Below are 22,103 nucleotides of genomic sequence, written 5' to 3' on the forward strand. Positions count from 1 at the left end.
TATAGGGGCCGTATTAAGGCTTATTCGGCAGTAGTGTCATCATGCGGCTCTCATCCCGCAAAAATCCATCGACGCGGTCGGTCAAGCGGTTCACGAACCGCTCTTTGTCAGGCTGTCCGCGCAAGACATAAGCCGTTATCAAGAGCACCAGTTCGGTGCGATCCACTGAAAAGGAGTCATTTGAAAACAGATTACCCACTACTGGAAGGTCTTTGAGGACCGGAACGCCGTTTTCATCTGTCACATAATTTTCGGAAATCAATCCGCCCAGAACGGCGGTCTGTCCGTCTTCGAGGGAAAGCTGGGTTGATAATGACCGGTTGGAGATTGTCGGGCTGGAGATCGTCGAGTTGGACACATCCACTGTCGAGGACACTTCTTGTGTGATTGAAAGGTCAATACGGTTATCGCTAAAGACGATAGGCGAGATGGATAAGAGATTACCGACTTTACGGTAAGCGATACTTTGCAGAATATCCGTATCGCCTTGTCCGTTCTGGTTATTCGCCGCTCTTTGGGCGGTAATAATCGGGACGTCCTGTCCGACCTGAATTTCGGATTGACTGCCAGATCTTGCGACCAATATCGGGGTCGAGAGAAGCTTAACCCGTCTGTTTGAGGCAAAGGCATTGATTGCGGCGTCCACATTGCCGCTCAAAAACGCGACATTCAAACCGGAGGATCCCGTTCCAAGCCCGTCCGTGCTAGCTGTCGCGGAAAAATTGCCATCGCCAATATCGTCGATAAAGAATTCCAGGCCATAATTGGTGGAATCGCTCAGAGTGACCTCCGCGATTTGGACTTCGATGAGAACTTCCGGAGCCGGTGTATCGAGCTGCTCCAATAGGTTCACAAATTTAGCATATTCCGTGGACGTGCCGGTGAAGATGATCCGGTTGCCCACAGGATCCACACTGAAAACTCCATTCGAACCTAATCCCCGGCGACTATCGGACTGTTCCGACCCGGGGCTGTTTGGTGTTGAATTATTAAACTGGGTAGACCCCGCGCCCAGACGGCCCCGCCCATTCTGACTGGAAAGTAAAACGCTATTGGCTGTTTCGGACAGAACCGCGGCGTCAACATTCTTGACCTGGTAGATATAAATCTGCTCGGTATCGCCGCCTTGTACAGGTTTATCCAATTCGCGGATCCAGGACTGCGCCCGCTCATGAGCCGTTTGCGTCTTGGAGAAAATAAATAAATCATTTGAATAATTAACCGGCATGAGAAAGATGGTTCGGCTCAAATTGAAATTGCTTGTCACCGCCCAACCTTCGACCTGCAGGGCCTGCTCAAGCGCCTGAGAAAATTCTTCGACATTCCAGTATTGCGGTGTGTAGCGCTGAATATCTGTCCCGGCAAAATCCAGTTCATCCAGCTCTCTGATGATATTGATGGCCGCGTCCACATCTTCGGGAAGACCCGCCAGAGAAATAAAATTCTTTCCGGGATTGGCCGTAATTTTCAAACTATCCGCCTTGCCGGTGAAAGCCTGACGGAGAAAACCGAGCATACTATTGGCATCCACGGCCTGCATTTCAACAAATTGTATGACGGGGCGCAGATCGCCGCGCGTTCTCAGCCTTGCCCTTGATTTGATGAAACGCGGAATTCTGGACCTCAGCGCTTCGTCGCGGGAAATCTGGAGGGTTCCGTTATTCGGAAAAACCCGGACGCCGTAATTTTCCAGTGCTTCGGAGACGAGCTCCATAAAATCAGTCGAGTTCATTTCGCCTGAAGAGCGAAGCTGAACGACATCGTCCATATTCGCAACTTCCGGCCCTGTCACATAGGGGATGCCCAACATCTCTCCGTAAACCACGTCGATAAACTGAGGCAGGATGAGCGGGCTGACAAAGGCGTCAACAGTTTCTGTCTGGGGTTTGGGCATCGGCCCGCCGCCAAGCCGTTCGCCCTGATCCGCTCTTTCCGAAATTTCCGGGATACGGCTTAATTGGGAAGGAGCTCGAACGAAATCCGGGCTATTTGTGTCTGGGACATCCACTTCATCCGCTCGTCCCGCGGGCGCCCGTCCAATTTGTTCTCCAAGACGGGACTCTTTCAAGGACGTCCCCATCGGGCTGTCTTGCGTTTCAGAAGGTCCGACCGTCTTGCAGCTTGACAACAGAAAAACCAAGGCCAGGCAAAGGGCAATAGCGGGAGCCTTAAAATTTATCCGGTTATGTATTTGTTTCTGATACATATAATAAAAATTCTTCCCGATAATGACAGAGACTCATGTGTTGAAGGTCAAGGCGCTTGTCTTTTGGTCGTTATTGATAATCAGCTACCAGAAATTCTTTCTCTTGGCCCTCATAAACAGCAGTCACTCTCTCTGAGTCAACCAATAAAAGCTCCCAGCCATTTGCCAAAATATCGCCGGATTTACCTTTAACAAATGTGTTATCCGGCAGTAGAAGGTGAACATGGGGAACGCCGTTGAGACGCGATGCACCGACGATTTTCGGAAAAGGCGGGGCCAGCTTGTTTCCCTCAGCATCAAGAAACTCATTCGTGTCCGCTTCAGTATCAAAAGACCGAGCGAAAAATCGGCTGCTCGACAGTCTTCTGGTCAATTGGGCGTAACGGTCTGCCTCAATGTCTGTCCGCTCGAGAGACGTCCATTCATCCTCCAGAGAGACAGTGTCGGGCTGGCCGACATCCGCGCGAAACCAGCCAAGAATTAACCCAAAGAGCATTCCGAACAAAGTAAGATTGATCAACCACCTTTTCATTCTACCGCTCCGGCTGTTTCAATAACAACGTTCACAGGGATAAAGCCGCTTCCGGACACATAGGATTGCTGCCCTCGCCGCGTCGGCGTGGTCGTACTGAATTCTTGGAAAATGATGACGGGCGTATATGACGCCAGATCAGAATACCAGCCAATGACCTCGCGCCCGGTTTCGAATTGCGCGGTGAGAGAAAATCTCAAGATTTTGATATTTCCCAGAGTTTCAGGCTGCGGGTCTATACTCAGATTAAGCCGAGCCCCGTTATGACGACCTGCTATCTGCTGGACTTCTTGCTGGAAGTCGGCGGCAATAACGCCCGGCGTACTGCCCTTCCATAAGGTATTCTCGAACTGCCGCTTGACGTCCTCACTTTTCTCAAGGCGGTTCTGCCAGTCATCCTGGGATTCCAGAGACCGAAGCGCGCTTACATCTTGTTGCAGCCTATTAAGTTCCGCCTGTTTTGCGGAGGCGTATTCATTATAGGATTCAAGCATTAAAAAGGCGAAAATCGCGAGAAGGCAACATGCCCCATATCCGACAAGCGGGGTCACTTCCGTATCAAAATTCGCGCGTATTTTTTCAAACCGGCTCATATTCATTCGGCTCCCGAATACAGCGCCTGATAGTCCCAGGATTCCATGACGCGGCTTTTCAGAATAATGCGGTCATTCGCGCCAAAGCTGATATTCACCCCTGAAAGCGAAGGCCGGCTTTCAAGTTCTGCGACGATTTTGGGAACGGCAATTTGAGGCGGCTCGTCATTTGCCGGCAGGAGCACGATCTCTATTTCGCCGGATATCAAAGACAGTCTTTCAATCAGCAAGTCATTTCCGCCCAAAACTTCATTTATGTCCACGAGAGCAAAAAACAGAGAGGCGGGGTGGCCGATATCTTCATAGCCCTGAATAGTTCTCAGATTGGAAAGCGCCCGCCGTTTTTGCGACAATATAAGAGCCGTGGAGTCCGAAATATTATCAATTTCCGACCGGGTGGATTGTAGGGAAAGGCTGTTATGCATAATTTTGCCCGAAATATACATAAAGCTAATGGCCGTCAAAGCGGCGAGAGCGAGGCCCGTTCGTAAGGGCGATAAATTTGTCAGCAGCTGCGCTTTTTCAAATTCGAAAACAGGCAGATCTGTGCGGTAAGGTATCTCGGTAATCGTTGGCAGGGACGTATCGGCAATGTCAATTTCGCCCTGAGCGCCCAGCAAAAAGGTCTGCCAGGCCTGCGGGCTGGGTTTATCCCGCCACCATCGCGAAGAGATCACAGACCCGTTTTTCCAAAGCTGCGCCTCATAACCCTGAATGGACTTTACGAGCCTGGCGCCGTCTTTCAGGGGGTTGCGGGCCAGACTCTCCGGTAAGCAGCGCCCGGTGATAGTAACCGGCTTTTTATATCCCCAGACAGAGGCGTGTCTACGGTCATTATCGACACGTATGGTAAAGCTGTCTTCTTCCTGATTGGACTCTCTTTCCACTCTAAGGCGGAGCGCCTGAAGGGTTTTTTTGGAATATTTCGCGATTTTTATGCGGCGAAACGAACAGTCACTGCGCGGAATCACGCAAACTGATTGGCCGAGAAGCGATCGCCTCCCGATAAGATCTTTTTTGCGGGCTTTATTGAGTTTGAAGAGATAAGGGGTGAATAACATCTTTTATCTCATCAAATGATTTGTCTGAAAACGCCAAATCCTCATTAAAAACAGTCGTCTCGTCTACCCAGTATTTCCGGAAGGGGACATCTAGACTTGCCGACGTTCTTTTTACATCGACCACCCTTTTTGTATAAAGTCCACCTTCTTTTTCAACCCAAAAAATCAGTCTGGTATCATTCGAGGCATCTTGGCTTAACGTGGCGATAGACTCCAGAAAATCTGCTCCGCCGGCGCGTTCATCCTCGCCGGAGGAAAACTCCACGATTCCGGAAAGCTCTGGCAGTAAATATCTCTCGCGCAAAGGATTGGTCGGCAGGATCGTTGTCAGCCTCTTAAGCTCTGATAAATCCCATTCGGACAGAGGAGAGTCCCAATCTAGAATTCGGGAAAGTTCTTCATGATTTCTCAAGGGTGAATTCGCGGGACTCGCTTTATCTTTCATCCTGTAATCTGCCCGCTCTCCCCCCCTGAAGGTGCGGTTGTTATCTGCATCAGAATAATCCCTGAGCTTGGCAAACAAGCCCCGCGACTCCTCGGCGCTGACGCCCAAGCTTTCAAAAAGCTGTTGCAGGTTTTCTTCCGAGCCGTTTGAAAGAGAAATAACGCCTGAAAGGTCTTGCAGGGCCACATAGACCACTTTTGGATTTTGAGAGAGACTCTGACCCGCATCAGACTGTCTGACCTCACCATTAACCCCCCAAACATCCGGCTCGCTCACATCGCGCACATCCTGTTCGTTCAAAATTTCTCCGTTTTTGCCAATATATCCAAACTCTGTTCGGATAAGGCTTTCCGGATTTATATCGACGCCGCCCTCTACGGTTGTCCCGGTCATTAAAGAATAGAGCGCTTCAGATTCTGCGCTCGCCAGAAGGACTTCATTCCGGCTTTGAGCTTGCAAGGTATCAAGCGCTTTGACGGATCTTTGCAGTCTGTCAGCGGCAATGAGGGTCACAATCGACAAGACCGCAATGACGACAAGAACATAGGGCAAGACAAAGCCGGATTCACCAGAACTGGAGGAGACACTCATCTGTCAATCTCCAGCCGGTCAGGCAAATATCTGTATTTGTCGACCCTATAAATCCACTCAAGAGCCGCATTGGATGATTTTAGCGCTATGGCCACTGGCATGGCTTTGGTTTCAAAAGGCAAAAGCTCTTCCAGTTCTGACTCATCGCGCGATGGCGGTAAGGGCCAAACATCAGACCAGCGGCCATCCACATATCGGTAGAGAAAATGACTGGAGTCCGGCAGATTGCGGGCCAGATAAATTTCCTGGTTTGCGCTTAAATAGACAAGATCCCGCCCCGCTTGCTGATTTTCCCTTAGCTGAAGCGTAAAAGACATGACCCCAAAATTATCTTCTTCAATCGCGCGCGTGGACAGGCCTTCAAACTCTGTTTCCCGGCCTTTGAACGGGCTATCGGGACCGTCTGGCCATTCTGTGACCAGTCCGCGAACCAATTGCGACAGGCTCCGATCAATGATGGCGTTGTTCAGCGTGCCCTCTGTATAACGGACCGACTTGCTGGAGACTTCCAACATGGAAGACAAAGACTGAAACAGGCCCAGAGACGCGACCGACATGATCGCCAGGGCGACCAAGACTTCCAGCAGGGAAAATCCCTCGGAGCGATCCGTCTTCTCCCCTTGCAGAGACGGCGCAAGGTCAAGCGCAGACCACAAAAGTGGTCTTATTCTCAAACAGAGAGACTTCACCATTTCGCCGCACCATCCATTTAGGACTGAGCCGCTTTTTCAAAGACAGCCATTTTCTGGCCTCTTGGGTGATTAAATTCTTCAATGTCTGTTAGCGTCAATCCGGCCTTTTCGCCGAGCGCTTCCAACTGGCCGAAAGTATAATGAAACGGATCTTTATGAGCCCAGCTCTGAATACCGCTTTTATGTAAATAGGGGCCTATACCCACTTCCTCGTCAGGCACTTCAAAAACGGTCACATAAAATATGCCGCCAGGTTTCAGTTGGGTCGCCGTCTTCTGCAGACAGAGTTCTGCCGAGCCTTCTCCCAGATGGGTGATAATGGAAAACCCGATGGCGAAATCCATTTGCGGCCAGTCAGCAGGAAATTGAAAGTCTTCGGAAGACGCAAAATTGCCGGGCTTGACTTTCTCGTCCAATTTAAGGTTTTTCAGCTCTACCTCGACCCCCGCCGCAATAAGCATTTCGTTTTTATCAAACCCAAAATACTGAAAGGCGTCGAGATAAGAGACAAAATGGACACCGCCGCGCAGGCTTCCGCAGCCGACATCCAATAGGTAATGCTCGGGCTTTAGTCCTTTTGATTTGAGATAGTTGAATTGCAGGCGGCCGATTTCGCCCCATTTGCCGCCGACCAGTTGCCGGTGACGTCCGGAAATAACTTTTTCGCGCATTCTGTCGGCATCATCATAACGGTTTTCCATGAAAGCCTCCTATAGCGCAAAATCGTAAAGGCTGGTCATGGCCAAGACGATACTGATAACAATTGTGCCGACAATCATCGCGATAAGCAAAATAGCCGTGGGTTCCGCCAATCCGGAGAGACGTTTTGTCAAATCCCGTATCTGAGCCTCCTGAGAATCTCCGATAAAGAGCAGCATTTCCGGCAATCGGCTGGATGTACGTCCCGTGCGTATCATGTCGAGCGTCAGCGGGTCAAAATCGGGAATATTTTCCGCCAAGGCTTCATCAATATTACGTCCCGCCCGGATTTCTGCGCGAACAAATTCAAGGCGCGATCTGATACGCGGGGACCTCACGCTAAGCTCTCCGAGCTTGAGAGCGGAGAGCAAGTCTGCGCCGTTATCCAGCGCGATGCCCATGGTCCGCGCCCAGCCCCCCAGATCCGCCTGAACCAGCATCGGCCCGACCATCGGCATTTTCTCAAAAGCACTGCGGAAGAGATGCCGGTTTGACGTGCGGCGCAGGAAAACACTCAAGGCGCCGACCCCCGCAATCGTCACAATCAAAATCGTCCAGAGGTTTTCTTTCAAACTCGTTCCCATGGACAGAACCAGTCTGGATATGGCGGGTAAGTTGTCCCGGTTATCGCCAATCAGAGCATCAAAACGCGGAACGACGAATAAGAACATTAAAAACACGATCGCCCCGCCGACGACGGAGAGAAAAATCGGATAGGACAGAGACGATTTGATTTCCGATCGCATCGCATTTTCATATTCCATACGATTGGCGGCGTCTGTCAGCGCTTTAGCGGATTTGCCGGTCGACTCGCCAAGTTCAGCCAGGCGGGCTACATATATCGGCAAAGCCGGAATATGTTTTTCAAGCGAAACCGAGAGCCGTTCACCGGAGCGCAAATCCGTTCTGATTTTTTCCGAAGACTTCGCCAGGCTTTTATGGGCATTGGATTTGGCCAGGCTGGAAAGCGCGTCCAGGAGAGAAACCCCCGCATTTAGCAGCGTTGCCATCTGGCGAATATATTTTGACAAATCCTTGGGTTTGACCCGTTTGGGGAGTGCCAAAAAACTCGTTTCCGGCCTGGTCTCCTTTATTTCATAAACTTCCAGCCGCCTTTTCAGCAGCATGTCCAAAGCGTCGTTCTGTGTTCTGGCCTCGGTCTGGCCCTTTATCACAACCCCGTTTTTATCAAGCGCCTTGTATAGAAATACGGACATTTTGCCTTCGGCCTCTTGATGAAATTTGAAAGCGGCGTTTGCTCATAGCCATCCCTGACCCGCCGCATTCCTACGTCTTAGTAAATTGCATCAGAAAAGACAAAGTGTTTGGTGAGTGAGAATTGAGCGGACTAAAATGGCTTTGGTGGCGGCGAAAGCACGAGGCGTAAAGTTGGGTAAGAATGGAAAGGAGCTAGCTAGAATGAATAAGCTGAAAGCGGAAGAATTTGCCCTGCAGATTATGGGTAATTTTGGCCGACTAGGAATACATCCCGATATGAGTTTGCAATCAATAGCGAATATACTCAACGAAAGCGGTATTAGAGCGCGAAATGGTGGGAAATGGTATAGAATGACCGTATCTCGAATCCTCAAAATTTAACAAAAAGACTTATTAGAGGGCAAAGCGGACGCTGGCTAACTACTATAAAAATGTTAAGCATGGGCTCAATTGGCTTAAATAGCTGATTATCCCAACTGCTCCGATATCAAAAAGCCAAAAAAAGAAGGCGAGCCGTAGCTCGCCTTCGCATTTCGTGAACTTTCAAGTTCTTGTTAACGGAAAGTTCGACTTTTCCAGAGTGCTAGAAATGCACTCTTTCCATAGTCGATAAATCTTCAGTTGTCCAGCACTCTGGAAAAGTCGAACCAACTGCAACTAGACCTAAAGACGGGAACGGTCACGTCTGAATGCCTAACTTAACATAAAACAAAAAAGTTATTAGGTCTAGGAAACTTTTTATTGACTATTAAAAATAGTAAATTATAAAAAATGGGCTGATGTAAAATCATTAAACACAGTGTGGAGCTGTTAAACGTCAAATATAGGGTTCCTGAAGGGAATTCAACCCGCTTTATATTACTGTGGTGCACGGGACGGATGATTTTATTTTGCGAGGTAGAGGGCCGCGGCCCTTCGTTTCAGGTCGAATGCCTCGCGTCAGTCCTTTTTAAGTGGGTCATTATGAAATATCGCATCGGCATTGATCTTGGAACAAATTCGCTGGGTTGGGCGGCTATTCAACTTTCGGAAAAGCTGGAGCCACAACAGTTAATGGATATGGGGGTTCGGATATTTTCTGACGCCCGCAACCCCAAGGACAAATCCTCCAATGCGGCGCAACGCCGAGGGCCACGCGGGATGCGGCGTAATTGGGACCGGAAACTCGCACGAGGACGTTCCATGATGCACGCCCTCGTCGAGGCAGGGCTGTTGCCGGAGGAAAAATCAAAGCGCAAAAAATTGGAGGCCCTTGATCCTTGGATATTACGTGCACGGGCCCTGGAAGAAGAATTATCTCCCTACGAAATTGGACGGGCTTTGTTTCACTTGCAACAGAGGCGAGGATTCAAATCCAATCGTAAAACAGATGGAGAGGGCGATGGGGCTATGTTTGATGCTATTGAGAAAGCCCGCAGGATGATGGACGCGCAGAACGCCCGCACTTTGGGGGAGTTATTCGGGCGCCCGAGACTAGAGCAATTGCAGGCCAATCAAAGCGCCGCTTCGGGCAAAGGCAAGCCGATGCCGCAGGCGCGGGTTAAGGCGCGGTCAGAAGGCTCAAAAATGGCCTATGACTATTATCCTGATCGCGCAATGATATTGGATGAGTTCGAGAAAATCTGGGATGCACAGGCAAATTATCATTCGGATGTTTTGACGGATGAGGCACATGACAAACTCCGTCATGTCATTGAGCATCAACGCCCCCTCAAACCGCAAAAAGCCGGGAAATGTACATTTCTGCCGGAAGAGCCCCGCGCCCCCAAAGCCCTGCCGACGGCGCAATATGCCCGTATCCTGCAAGAAGTGAATGCTCTGAAAGTGGGGGCGACGGGTGAAGTATCTCAAATCCTGTCCCCAAAACAAAGACAGACTGTTATTGATTATTTAATGACACCCTCATCGAAAACCGGGAAGCGGACATTTAAATCCATTCGCAAACAACTCGGCCTGCCGGAATCGCAAAAATTCAGTCACGAAAGTCGTAAACGTGATCACCTGATGGGAGACTCAACGGCGGCTAAACTCATGCAGGACGACTCTTGGGGCAAGGACTGGCTATCTCTTCCTCGAAAGACACAAGATGAAATTGTTATCAAACTTCTCGAGACCGAACAGGAAGCTGAGCTGATAGCCTGGCTTTCGAAGGAACATAATGTTGAGACAGAGCAGGCCAAGAACATTGCGCGGACGCGCCTCCCGGACGCGCATGGAAAATTGTCGAAAGCAGCTCTGGACAGGATCGTGCCGCATATGGAGACAGGCCTTCGTTATGATGATGCCGCCAAAGCGGAATTTCGTGATCACCGCGCAATGGGCGACGGAGTCATCCATGAAGACGAACTGCCTTATTACGGGGAAATTCTCTCGCGCCATACGGCCTTTGAAAAAGATGTTCCCGAGAATGACGAGGAAAAGTTCGGTCGCGTCGCTAATCCGACAGTTCATGTCGCGTTGAATGAATTGCGTAAAGTTATCAACGATCTTATCCGTCGTTGGGGGCCGCCGGAACAGGTGGTTCTGGAACTGACTCGAGATCTGCCGCTATCTGACCGGGGATTACGAGATCTTGAGGCCCGTCAGACAAAAAACCAAAAGGCGAATGAAGAGCGGAATAAATGGCTGGAGTCACAAGGACATGCAACCAATTATGAAAATCGTCTCAAACTTCGCCTCTATGAAGAAGCTCTCGATGTTTTTGACGGAGTGGCGGTGTGTGTCTTTACCGGTAAAACGATTGCCAAAACGGAAGTTTTTACGGACGCAGTAGAGGTCGAACATATCTTGCCTCTGTCCAAAACACTGGATGACAGCTTTGCCAATAAAGTTCTGTGCCTGAGGGAAGCGAACCGTGTTAAGGGGAATAAATCGCCCGCTAAAGCTTTTGATCACAGTCCCGAGGGGTATGATTGGGAAGAACTCGGTCAGAGGGCGGCCCAGTTACCGGCCTCCAAACGCTGGCGGTTTGACCCAGATGCCATGCAGCAGTGGGAGGCGCGCGGCGGAAATTTTCTCGCGCGGCAGCTAAATGACACACGTTATATCTCCAGATTGGGAAAGACATTTGTCGAGGCCTTGTTCGGAGGGCAAGGTATGAGCGGACAGAAACGTCAGGTCTGGGTTGTACCGGGACGTTTGACATCTGATCTACGCCACTATGCTGGATTTAATAATTTGGTCGGTTTGACGGGCGGCAATCAGAAAGACAGGACGGATCACCGTCACCACGCCGTGGACGCTCTGGTTGTGGCGCTGACAGACCAAGCCATGGTCAAACGTGCTTCAGACCTTGAAAGTCGAAAAGACCAGGTAAAGCATTCTGAAATTATGCAGGCAATGGCAGAGCCTTTGAAACGGTATCGGAAATCCGCTGAAGATCGATTGTCCAAATTAATCATCTCTCACAAACCTGACCATGGGTTTCAGGACTCGATGCATAATGATACCGCGTACGGTATTGTCGAAGAAGGGGATAAGAAAAATCAGGCTCTTCTTGTAACAAGAAAACCTCTTGACGCCTTGAGCGCAAATGACTTGCACAAAATTGTAGATCCACTTCTTCAGGCGCGTCTGAAAGAAGACTCTCAAGGGCTGACAGGAAAAGACTTTACCACGGCTCTTGTACAATCCGGAAAATCCATGTCTCCGCCTGTTTACAGCGTTCGCATTCACACACCCATGAAACCAACAAGTTTCGTGACTATTCGACATGGCGAAGAAGATGAACACGTCAAAGCCTATAAGGGGGACGGTAATTATTGTTATGACATCTTCATGGGACATAAAGGTAAATGGGCCGGAGAAGTCATTACAACCTATCAGGCCTATCAAATGGCTCAGGACGATCCGAAGTGGTGGCGCAAGCCTGTCGGGCGCGAAGGGCAGCCCCTGATCATGCGTATCCGGAAAGGAGATATGCTGGAAATAGAGACAGGGGGAGATATTCGCAGAATCGTGGTTGTTTACAAATTTTCCGCGGGCAAAGTAAACATGGCAGAACACCATGAAGCCGATGCCTCGGCCCGCATAAGAGCGAAAGAGCTTTTGGGGTTTCAGATGTCGCCAGGATCTTTAGGGCAGTCAAATGCCATAAAAGTTACTGTTTCCCCCTCAGGTAAGATCAGACGACATAAATCTGGCTCGGCATAAATCTTGCAAAGACCTATCCCCTAAGTCAGCACAGGGGGTAATGTGCAAAACCGCATAATCGAAATTGCCACGGACGGAGTTCATCTGTCCCTGTTTCGGGGCTTTGTGAAGCTGAGTAAAGATAGCAAGGAAATGGGGCGTGTCGGTCTTCCGGATATTGGAGCCTTGATCGTGCGCGGTTATGGGGCGTCTCTATCATTAAATCTTGCGGCGCGTTTGGCCGACGAAAATATTCCGCTTATTCTCTGCGGTCCGGATCAGAGCCCGGCTTCTATTCTGTGGCCGCTTTCCGGTCATCATAGTCAGGGACACATTATCGAGGCGCAATCGCAGTTAACACAACCCCAGAAAAAGCGGATATGGCAATCGCTCATAAAAGCAAAAATTACTGCACAAGCTCAGGCTCTCAAGGCAGAGAATGAAGTTTCGACCGACCTTTTTGAAATGGCCGATCGGGTTCGATCCGGAGACCCTGACAATCAGGAAGCCTTCGCGGCGCGCCGCTACTGGCCAAGGATGATGGGCACTCTTCAGGAGGGATTTTCACGAAATCAGAAGGGAGACGATATTAATGGATGGTTGAATTATGGCTATGCCGTTTTGCGGGCAGGAGCCGCCCGAAGCATTCTGGCCGCCGGACTTCATCCAAGCCTCTCCGTACATCATAGCAGTCGGGGCGAGGCATTGCGATTGGCGTCTGATGTAATGGAGCCCTTCCGGCCTTGGGTGGACCTGACGGTTCGGAGACTGGCCTTGAAACAAGATTTAAAGGAAAGTGATGTTCTGCCCGATCTGGACAGAGATCGGAAAGCAGTGATCGTTAAACTTCTGTCTCTCGACTTACAGGGGCCATATGGGGCAAGTCCGGTGCAAACCTGTCTGAATCGTTTGTGTCAAAGTCTTGCGGCAATCTGCCTGAACGAGCGCCGGACTTTGGAACTGCCGACGGGGCTGGCTATGTTGGAAGAAGGGGTGAAAGCGTGAGGGTGCTATCGCACCTCTCGGCCTATCAGCATATGTGGATTATGGTTCTTTTCGATTTACCGACCACGACGAAAGCGGAAAGGCGGGCCTATACGCAGTTTCGGGATTTTCTGCTCGATCACAGTTTTGTGATGTCACAATATTCCGTTTATTTACGCCATACAACAGGTCGCGCTCAAGCTTCGCCGATTATAAAACGAATTGAACAGGCCGTCCCGCCCGAAGGAAAAGTGGATATTTTGCAGTTCACGGACCGACAATATGCAGATATAGTCAGTTTAAGAGGACAAAGACGACGTGATTCGCGTGAAAATCCGAATCAACTCCTGATGTTTTGAGGTAATAAGAGATGATTTTCATCCAAGAAATTACGAATAAATTCAATAATTTCAATCTCTTATTACCTCAACAGTTCTAGCACTCTGGAAAAGCCGAACCAACCGCAACGGCGTTCTGAACTCGACATTGTTCACTGTAGTTCTAGCACTCTGGAAAAGCCGAACCAACCGCAACCTTCATAGCCTGTCGCCGGCTGTGAAAAGAGTTCTAGCACTCTGGAAAAGCCGAACCAACCGCAACTTCTTGATCTCGAAGAGCGACTCGGAAACCGTTCTAGCACTCTGGAAAAGCCGAACCAACCGCAACTGTTATCGGTCGTGCAACTCTACAGCGTCAGTTCTAGCACTCTGGAAAAGCCGAACCAACCGCAACTAGTAACATAAGGGACGCACTCATCATCATGTTCTAGCACTCTGGAAAAGCCGAACCAACCGCAACGGGCGGGATGAAGGGGTTCTGGACGTGTTTGTTCTAGCACTCTGGAAAAGCCGAACCAACCGCAACTTGTAAGCCCTCTACCGTTAATAATCGGCGGTTCTAGCACTCTGGAAAAGCCGAACCAACCGCAACTCAAATCCGGTGCGAAGCCAAGGCATAACAGTTCTAGCACTCTGGAAAAGCCGAACCAACCGCAACTTAGTCGCGACATCGACCCGCATCATAAAGGTTCTAGCACTCTGGAAAAGCCGAACCAACCGCAACTGGCGCAATCAAAGCCCTTGTAACAACGGCGTTCTAGCACTCTGGAAAAGCCGAACCAACCGCAACGGCGGGATGTTCCGCATTGTCGAGAAAATGGTTCTAGCACTCTGGAAAAGCCGAACCAACCGCAACTATCGCAGCCATCTTGGCAAATGAGCGTGTGTTCTAGCACTCTGGAAAAGCCGAACCAACCGCAACTACTCTCATTTGGGTGCTTCTTCTTAGGGAGTTCTAGCACTCTGGAAAAGCCGAACCAACCGCAACCTGTTTCGCCCGCATAAGCCGCCGAAATGAGTTCTAGCACTCTGGAAAAGCCGAACCAACCGCAACTCGGGTTGAACCTGATACCAAGAGTATGCGGTTCTAGCACTCTGGAAAAGCCGAACCAACCGCAACCCTCAATGTAAACGTCCTGAAAACGAAGATGTTCTAGCACTCTGGAAAAGCCGAACCAACCGCAACCTGTTTCGCCCGCATAAGCCGCCGAAATGAGTTCTAGCACTCTGGAAAAGCCGAACCAACCGCAACTCGGGTTGAACCTGATACCAAGAGTATGCGGTTCTAGCACTCTGGAAAAGCCGAACCAACCGCAACCCTCAATGTAAACGTCCTGAAAACGAAGATGTTCTAGCACTCTGGAAAAGCCGAACCAACCGCAACTGATGGCGAAAGGTGATGGCCGCTTTAGCCGTTCTAGCACTCTGGAAAAGCCGAACCAACCGCAACCCTGTTGCTCGCCTTTCCGTTGTGACCGTGGTTCTAGCACTCTGGAAAAGCCGAACCAACCGCAACTGGTCAAAGTGCGTTACGCGCGGGATAAATGTTCTAGCACTCTGGAAAAGCCGAACCAACCGCAACTAGCTGCGGCTCGTGAGGAAAAGGATGCTGGTTCTAGCACTCTGGAAAAGCCGAACCAACCGCAACTGCCACAACATAAGTCCTTGCGGGATCTATGTTCTAGCACTCTGGAAAAGCCGAACCAACCGCAACCAGGACAGACCGGAGAAATAGCGCCGGACGGTTCTAGCACTCTGGAAAAGCCGAACCAACCGCAACCATGATTGGATTGAAAAGGCGGTTACGGCGGTTCTAGCACTCTGGAAAAGCCGAACCAACCGCAACAGGACGATGACGAAGAAGCCTATCGGGTGCGTTCTAGCACTCTGGAAAAGCCGAACTAACCGCAACTGGTGCATCGGGATAGCTTTGCGCGCCGAAGTTCTAGCACTCTGGAAAAGCCGAACCAACCGCAACATGCGGTGGCTTTTTACTCTAAAGGCGATGGTTCTAGCACTCTGGAAAAGCCGAACCAACCGCAACTTAATTACACAGATACCACCCCTGATGCCGGTTCTAGCACTCTGGAAAAGCCGAACCAACCGCAACGACGTTGAACCACTGACCGAAGAGTTTATCGTTCTAGCACTCTGGAAAAGCCGAACCAACCGCAACAGGTGAATGTGACCAAAAACCAAGTAGCGAGTTCTAGCACTCTGGAAAAGCCGAACCAACCGCAACTTAAAGGACTGTTGGGGTTTTCTGGCGGCGGTTCTAGCACTCTGGAAAAGCCGAACCAACCGCAACAACCCTATTCCATGGGTCGCACGTTCTACGGTTCTAGCACTCTGGAAAAGCCGAACCAACCGCAACTATCGCAAGCTGCTATTGGAGTAGACTGAAGTTCTAGCACTCTGGAAAAGCCGAACCAACCGCAACTTCCGGGTGATCCGGATGATGCAGGATCAGTTCTAGCACTCTGGAAAAGCCGAACCAACCGCAACTTAGCCACTCTTTCGCTCACAGTGTCCTCAGTTCTAGCACTCTGGAAAAGCCGAACCAACCGCAACTATTGAGCCGTCGAGGTTTCTCACGAGATTGTTCTAGCACTCTGGAAAAGCCGAACCAACCGCAACTGATTAAGCTGTCCGGGTCATTGACATTTGTTCTAGCACTCTGGAAAAGCCGAACCAACCGCAACGTCGGTTGCTGTCGCCTCCTCGGCCCAGACAGTTCTAGCACTCTGGAAAAGCCGAACCAACCGCATTGATCAAGTATCAAATTTTCTATTCAGCAGGTTATCTGGATAGGAACTCAGACTTGCAAAATGGCTGATAGATTTTTGCAGTAGTTCAGAGTTAATTTGAATATTGTTAAAACTTCAAAGTGATTGATGACGATATTATTAAATAATTAAGAAAAGTTTTTCTTCTTACTTTTTATCCGTTGACTTTTTTCTCCAAACATTGCCTTTACTGTTTTAAATTGTATTGGAGGAAGCGCATGTTTTGTCAAAACTGGAACGCCCTTAAGCTGGCTCTACTTAGTTTGATAAGCTTACTCTTTTTAGCCAGTGCCGCGACGGCTCAATCTCCAAAAGAGCCCACTCCCGAACCTGAAGAGTGTGTTCCTACTGAGAGCGGGACTAAAGAGAATGCGAAAGAGCCAAAAGAAGATCCCTGCGTGGAACCAGAAAATAGGGACGGTGTATTCGGAGACGGAGAGCCGTTTCCCCATCTGGGAGACATCCAAGCTCAGTATAACTCTTATAACCTTGACATGCTCGGTAACGACCTAGTCGGCGATCACACCGATATTGATACAGGCGCCCTTTCTTTGACGCAGACGGACGTGTCTCTCCCCGGAAATAATAACCTTCCTGTTGAATTTGGAAGATCAAAATCACGAGACGGATTTGCAGGGTCCTGGCTTGGCGATTGGGTCCCTTCCATACCCTACATTTCGCGCCACTACCTTCCGTTTTTTGGCGCGAATACAGACCGTTGCACAGGCGACTTATATCCCGATGCATTTGACGTAATAGGCGGCGACTCACACCGAGTCGAGCCAGAGTCGTATTTCAATGGGTTTAACTTAAGTGTTCCCGGGAGAAATCCCGGCACCTTGGCACAACAGTTAAATGGCGGCGGCAGTCCTGAGTTTGCAGGAACGGGCGCTAGAATGATTTCCAAAAATAACTGGATTGTAACGTGTCTGGCGAATGCTCAAAGTGGCGGAGAGGGATTTATCGCGACAGCCCCAAATGGAGACCAATACACTTTTGGATTTCGTAAAACATATTATGAGCGTGAATTCAAAGCTACAGCTCAAACCGACTATACTGTCAGCGAGGAAGTCCTCTACGTCACAGAGATAAAGGATGTTCATAATAACTGGGTTCGCTATGAATATGCGGGTGGGCGCCCAAGTCGTATTCACTCAAGTGACGGCCGAGAAATTACCTTCGGATATTCTGGCTCCAAGATATCGTCGGTCACCGCAAACGGACGAACTTGGTCCTATCAATATGATAGCTCGGGCTATCTAAATCGGGTGACGCTACCGGATAACCGGTTTTGGACAATGACGGGCCACACATTTGCGCTTGATCCGTGGGTCACAGATATCTGTGCCTTCCATAATAGTACATCTATTACGCCTTATACTGTGAAGCACCCGAGCGGAACGACGGCGAAATTTGATTTTACCGTTATTCGTAATGGCCGGACACATATGACAATCGTCCAGAAAAACCCCGGCGCTGGCAACCCAACGCTGCAAGACTGCCATATCGGTTATAATTCCCGAGCAAGCGCGACCGGATTCTATTCTTTCGCTGTCACAAAAAAGACCCTGACCATACCGTCAGGCGGCACTTCAATTTGGACACGTGATTATGAACAAGACCTAGGGTCTTACACGGATTACTCCTCCCACCCTGCCGACACGAAAACCCGTACCATTACAGACCCACTAGGTCATGAAACGGTTTTCCACGTCAATCGGCGCTTTGGCCCGCTTGAGGGCTCGCTCATGAAAACGGAAGTGATTCCGGCAGGGCAGAGCACGCCCCTGAGAACTGTCGAGAACAGTTATGCCACAGGCAACATTGTGGGTATTGAATTGGCTGGGCGTCATTTTGGCGGTATCACAAACTTCTCCAAAACGACGCGCATCTATAAAACACAAACTGAAACCTCTCAGGACGGGGACGTATTCACGACGGATACAGATTATAACACCAATCCAGGTTCTAGCGACTTTTCATATGGAAAGCCTACGTTGATTGAAAAATATAGCAATGTCACAACAGCGGCAGGGTGGGAAGATCGAGAGATTGATATCTCATACGCTCATAACAAAACAAAATGGATTTTAGGTCTCACCAATATAGTGACCAAGAACGGTCGTCAGTACTCAGATTCTGACTATGACATGAATACAGGCAAACTAACCGCGGTGAAAAGATTCGGGGCCGCTTTCGATCACATGTCGGCGACTTATAACGGCGACGGCACTTTAAATACTGTGGTCGACGCACTTGGGCGCACTAATCGGGCTACTCTCTGGAAACGCGGCACGCCGCAAAAGGTGGAACTCGCTTATAATACCTCCGATGAAATCACGCTGGAGCAAACCGTGGATGACAATGGCTGGGTCATGACCGCGACGGACGGTAAGCAGCAGCAGACGATTTATTCGCGCGACTCAATGGGGCGTCTGACGCTAATCAACCCGCCGGGAAGCTGGGATAACACCTCCATCGGTTATAACTTCTCTGGCGGCGGGGCGGTTCAGACTATCACCAAAGGTCAAGGCCGGACAACGATCACCATGGATGGGCTCTTCCGCCCGATTTTGGAACGCACACAAGCGCTGGATACGGGGTGGTCCTCCTATGTAAATACCGCCTATGATGGGCTGGGCCGCGTTATCTTCAAATCCCTGCCGTCTACATCCGCATCTCATACCCAAGGTACCAATTACACCTATGACTCATTGGGAAGGGTTAAGACTTCAACTGAAACGGCAGCGAATGCAACAACCACACATAGTTACCACGCAAACCACAGACACACTGTTACAGACCCTACTGGCGCGCGGACTGATTACTATAGCTTTGGATTTGAGGGACCGGATAGCAAAAATTACCGTGCGATCTATAATTACGCAAATGGGGCTTATAGTCGTAAGACCGACATATATCAAAATAAATGGGGTGAGACCTATTGGGTAAGGCAGCGAGGTGACCTTGGTGGTTTTTCCGTCGACCAAAGCCAGCATTTCTATTACGACAACCTCGGTCGTTTGTGCCGTTATCGTGGTGAAGAGGGCAACGATACGCTATATAACTACAATAACGCTGACCAGATGGTCGCCTATCAAAAGGGTGTAGCGAACGGCTCAACCTGCGCGACTGCTTCCGGAGTGGCTAAAGTTACGTTGGGTTATGACAATCTAGGGCGACAAACTTTCACCAATTTTGCTGATAGTAATACACCAAACATCAGCCGCAGCTATGACGATAATAATAATATCCTGAACCTTAATCGTGGCAATGGAGCGAGCGCTGTCAATTGGACTTATGCGTACAATTCTCTAGACAAATTGACCAATGAAACGCTGACGGTCGATAATGAAGCGTTCGATCTGGACTATTTCTACAATTCTTCAGGTTATATGGTCTTTAAGCGGTATCCTTCCAATCGACTGTTGAGATACACTCCTGACGGTTTAGGTCGTGCGACATATGTCCATGATTCCAATAGAGACTATGCTACAAACTATACTTTCCACGCGTCTGGTACTCCGAGCCAAATTAGCTATGACAACGGTTTTCTTTATAGCAAAACGCTAAACTCCCGTCAGCTGACAGATCGACTGCAAGCGACTAAAGGGGGCGTAAAGGCGTTGGATTTAAGTTACACCTATGACAGTCGCGGCCAAATTACTTCAATCACTGATGGAGCCGTGACTGGAAACAATCGTACCTTCACATACGACCCGTTGGGGCAACTCAAGACAGCTTCTGGTCCATGGGGCAGCGGGACAAATGTTTATGACAGTCTTGGCAATATTCGCTCTCGCATCTTTACGGGCAGCGGCAGTACGGGGTGGAGCGGATCGCGCAATATCTACCTGCAATATGACAATAAGAATCGCGTCTATCAGTCAGTGGACTCACAGGCGGCGGGGACGGGCGTCGGCGGGACGGGCATCCGCACGGTCGGTTATGACAATCGCGGCAATGTCACCACCCTTGGCACAATGGGCTTTGTCTATGACTATAGCGATCAGCCCACAGTGGTCTCCGGCTCTCTGAACGGGGGGACGGCGACGAACGGGACTTACCGCTATGACGGGAACCTGAAACGCGTGCGCTCACAGGTCAATGGCGACACGATCTACAATGTGTATGACGCTTCAGGTAAACTCGTCCACATCAAAGACGCCAGCGCCTCGACCTATACGGATTACATCTCGGCCAATGGACAGGCGATAGGCAGAATAGGCTCCTCCGGCATGGTGTTCGAGCATAATGACCATCTCGGGAGTCCGGTCGCCACAACGAACCTGTTTGGCGCGATAGATAGCCGGGAACGCTATCTCCCCTTCGGCCTCGGCATTGATGACCCGGCCCGGCTCGACGACGAAGTTGGCTTTACTGGTCACATCAGAGACAGCGCCACTGGGCTGAATTATATGGAGGCCCGGTATTACGATCCAGTCATGGGACGGTTTCTAAGTGTGGATCCCGTGACGTTTATGGAGACGGGTGAGCCGGGAATGTTTAACCGGTATGCTTATGTTTTTAATGACCCTGTGAACGGAGCAGATTCAACCGGAATGATTTGCGATGAAGGTATATGCGGTGAAATACGGAACGCCGTAAGAAACGCATTGCCCGGCCCAGACAATCCGCAAGAGCTTGTCGAAAAATATGGCCAACCTGTCTCTGATATTGGTCAAACAATGCCAAGCGACCAATCAATTTCGAGTGGTGAAATGCAAGTCGTCGGGGCTTTAACCAATGCACTTGGAACCGCAAGTATTGGAAAGATCGGGCCAAACACTACCCCGGCTCCGGCGGCGACACGATCAGTGACAGCATCAAGTGCCGATGAAGCTATTTACGTAGTGCCAGGAAATGCCACGCAATCAGGGAAACCATATGTAGGAAGAAGCTCTGACATTGCCCAGCGAAGAAAAGTAAGTTCGGATGGTAGGGACCGAAGTCAGGCTCAAGTAGTTGGCAGAACTAGCACAGGCAATGCGCGAGCTGCGGAGCAACGTGCTATGAATGCACGAGGCGGTGTAGGTCAGCTTGATAACAAAAGGAATGAGGTTAGCCCATGTGCTTGGTCAAGCTGTGGTATCTCTCCTCCAGAATAGATGACAAAAGAAGCTCAACATAAAGAGTTCTGGGAATGGTTTAAAGAAAACAACGGTGCTTTGGTTCCCGATAAAATATCCGATGACCTTCAAAAGTCTGTCGATGTATGGATGTCAAAGCTGAACATACCTGCGTGGGAAATTGGCCCGTTCACTGAAAAGCCACCATTGTCATTTTTTGCATTTTCTCCATCTGGAGATATCGAAACTTTTGAGATGTCTAAATCAATAACGGCAGCTGCCCCTGAAATTGAGGGATGGATATTCTTGGCTGCAAAACCTCCAAAAAAGTGGAATCGCAAGTTTTTGTGGTCTCGAAATGAAATAGAGATTGATGCCTCAAATTGGAAGTTCTTGATTTATAAATATGATGATGGACTTAGTGATATAGTTCTGATTGATGATGTTTTGCCGAATATGAAATTAGAAGAAAAAAAGCGCATTGTTGATTTTGTAGTAGAATCAGAAATCGGAGAAATAGGTATGCTAACCAAAGTTTACTCCACTGATATTGATACGAATATAGATAAGGAACTGCGCCTTTCGGCAACACCACTTACAGAAATAAAAGACGTGTTAAATGAGAAGGCCAGTTGAAAAGGGACAAAATGGGTGTGGAGCAAGATAAAGCGCTTTAAAGGGGGTTCACGTAGGTGAAATATTTGATCCGGCAGGTCAGATATAATCTGAAAAGGTCACGACAGTGGCGGACCTTCTGG

14 protein-coding genes and 1 CRISPR repeat array are annotated in these 22,103 nt (G+C 49.6%); of the genes, 6 read left to right on the forward strand and 8 right to left on the reverse strand.

Annotation, left to right across the window (positions count from 1 at the left end; all coding sequences use genetic code 11):
* Positions 1 to 13: 13 nt before the first annotated feature.
* The 8 genes from ACN0IC_RS09015 to ACN0IC_RS09050 form a co-directional block, all read right to left on the reverse strand.
* A complete protein-coding gene (locus ACN0IC_RS09015) occupies positions 14 to 2,068 on the reverse strand; it encodes a secretin N-terminal domain-containing protein (protein ID WP_416878447.1) in 2,055 nt (684 codons plus the stop codon).
* A gap of 208 nt (positions 2,069 to 2,276) precedes the next feature.
* Positions 2,277 to 2,738 (reverse strand): hypothetical protein, encoded by a 462-nt coding sequence (locus ACN0IC_RS09020; protein WP_416878448.1) that lies wholly within the window; start codon positions 2,736 to 2,738, stop codon positions 2,277 to 2,279.
* Positions 2,735 to 3,331 (reverse strand): hypothetical protein, encoded by a 597-nt coding sequence (locus ACN0IC_RS09025; RefSeq protein WP_416878449.1) that lies wholly within the window; start codon positions 3,329 to 3,331, stop codon positions 2,735 to 2,737. The genes ACN0IC_RS09020 and ACN0IC_RS09025 overlap by 4 nt, the downstream gene beginning before the upstream one ends.
* 2 nt (positions 3,332 to 3,333) lie before the next feature.
* The gene (locus tag ACN0IC_RS09030) at positions 3,334 to 4,392 is read right to left on the reverse strand and encodes a hypothetical protein (protein ID WP_416878450.1); all 1,059 of its coding nucleotides are present in this window, start codon (positions 4,390 to 4,392) and stop codon (positions 3,334 to 3,336) included.
* On the reverse strand, positions 4,358 to 5,428 hold the full coding sequence (locus ACN0IC_RS09035; RefSeq protein ID WP_416878451.1) for a hypothetical protein: 1,071 nt from the start codon (positions 5,426 to 5,428) through the stop codon (positions 4,358 to 4,360). Before ACN0IC_RS09035 ends, ACN0IC_RS09030 begins: the two co-directional genes overlap by 35 nt.
* Positions 5,425 to 6,084, reverse strand: coding sequence for a PulJ/GspJ family protein (locus tag ACN0IC_RS09040; protein WP_416878452.1), 660 nt, complete (start codon positions 6,082 to 6,084; stop codon positions 5,425 to 5,427). The genes ACN0IC_RS09035 and ACN0IC_RS09040 overlap by 4 nt, the downstream gene beginning before the upstream one ends.
* Positions 6,085 to 6,137: 53 nt before the next feature.
* Entirely contained in the window at positions 6,138 to 6,821 is a 684-nt protein-coding gene (locus tag ACN0IC_RS09045) for a methyltransferase domain-containing protein (RefSeq protein WP_416878453.1), read from the reverse strand.
* A gap of 9 nt (positions 6,822 to 6,830) precedes the next feature.
* Entirely contained in the window at positions 6,831 to 8,036 is a 1,206-nt protein-coding gene (locus tag ACN0IC_RS09050) for a type II secretion system F family protein (protein ID WP_416878454.1), read from the reverse strand.
* Positions 8,037 to 8,172: 136 nt separating this feature from the next.
* On the opposite strand from ACN0IC_RS09050, the gene ACN0IC_RS09055 reads away from it, so the two are divergent.
* The 6 genes from ACN0IC_RS09055 (at position 8,173) to ACN0IC_RS09080 (ending at position 21,981) form a co-directional block, all read left to right on the forward strand.
* Positions 8,173 to 8,418, forward strand: a complete 246-nt coding sequence (locus tag ACN0IC_RS09055) for a recombinase family protein (protein ID WP_416878455.1) — start codon at positions 8,173 to 8,175, stop codon at positions 8,416 to 8,418.
* 582 nt (positions 8,419 to 9,000) lie between these two features.
* A complete protein-coding gene (gene cas9, locus ACN0IC_RS09060) occupies positions 9,001 to 12,189 on the forward strand; it encodes a type II CRISPR RNA-guided endonuclease Cas9 (protein WP_416878456.1) in 3,189 nt (1,062 codons plus the stop codon).
* A 42-nt stretch (positions 12,190 to 12,231) separates the two neighbouring features.
* Entirely contained in the window at positions 12,232 to 13,173 is a 942-nt protein-coding gene (cas1, locus tag ACN0IC_RS09065; protein WP_416878457.1) for a type II CRISPR-associated endonuclease Cas1, read from the forward strand.
* Positions 13,170 to 13,511: a CRISPR-associated endonuclease Cas2 gene (gene cas2 / locus ACN0IC_RS09070; protein ID WP_416878458.1), complete on the forward strand. Its 342-nt coding sequence runs from the start codon at positions 13,170 to 13,172 to the stop codon at positions 13,509 to 13,511. The genes cas1 and cas2 overlap by 4 nt, the downstream gene beginning before the upstream one ends.
* Positions 13,512 to 13,584: 73 nt before the next feature.
* A CRISPR array of direct repeats spans positions 13,585 to 16,259; the repeat unit is 36 nt; unit sequence GTTCTAGCACTCTGGAAAAGCCGAACCAACCGCAAC.
* A 415-nt stretch (positions 16,260 to 16,674) separates the two neighbouring features.
* On the forward strand, positions 16,675 to 21,384 hold the full coding sequence (locus ACN0IC_RS09075) for an RHS repeat domain-containing protein (RefSeq protein WP_416878459.1): 4,710 nt from the start codon (positions 16,675 to 16,677) through the stop codon (positions 21,382 to 21,384).
* Complete coding sequence (locus ACN0IC_RS09080) at positions 21,385 to 21,981, forward strand: hypothetical protein (RefSeq protein ID WP_416878460.1); 597 nt, start codon at positions 21,385 to 21,387, stop codon at positions 21,979 to 21,981. It begins immediately after the preceding gene.
* Positions 21,982 to 22,103 lie beyond the last annotated feature (122 nt).

This window comes from Litorimonas sp. (assembly GCA_029936425.1).
Taxonomy (GTDB): domain Bacteria; phylum Pseudomonadota; class Alphaproteobacteria; order Caulobacterales; family Maricaulaceae; genus Litorimonas.

What these genes read in the sequence shown, in the direction of transcription:
- ACN0IC_RS09020 (WP_416878448.1), bottom strand. Translation starts at nt 2,738, where the DNA reads ATGAAAAGGTGGTTGATCAATCTTACTTTGTTCGGAATGCTCTTTGGG.
- ACN0IC_RS09025 (WP_416878449.1), bottom strand. Translation starts at nt 3,331, where the DNA reads ATGAGCCGGTTTGAAAAAATACGCGCGAATTTTGATACGGAAGTGACC.
- ACN0IC_RS09030 (WP_416878450.1), bottom strand. Translation starts at nt 4,392, where the DNA reads ATGTTATTCACCCCTTATCTCTTCAAACTCAATAAAGCCCGCAAAAAA.
- ACN0IC_RS09035 (WP_416878451.1), bottom strand. Translation starts at nt 5,428, where the DNA reads ATGAGTGTCTCCTCCAGTTCTGGTGAATCCGGCTTTGTCTTGCCCTAT.
- ACN0IC_RS09045 (WP_416878453.1), bottom strand. Translation starts at nt 6,821, where the DNA reads ATGGAAAACCGTTATGATGATGCCGACAGAATGCGCGAAAAAGTTATT.
- ACN0IC_RS09050 (WP_416878454.1), bottom strand. Translation starts at nt 8,036, where the DNA reads ATGTCCGTATTTCTATACAAGGCGCTTGATAAAAACGGGGTTGTGATA.
- ACN0IC_RS09055 (WP_416878455.1), top strand. Translation starts at nt 8,173, where the DNA reads ATGGCTTTGGTGGCGGCGAAAGCACGAGGCGTAAAGTTGGGTAAGAAT.
- cas9 (WP_416878456.1), top strand. Translation starts at nt 9,001, where the DNA reads ATGAAATATCGCATCGGCATTGATCTTGGAACAAATTCGCTGGGTTGG.
- ACN0IC_RS09080 (WP_416878460.1), top strand. Translation starts at nt 21,385, where the DNA reads ATGACAAAAGAAGCTCAACATAAAGAGTTCTGGGAATGGTTTAAAGAA.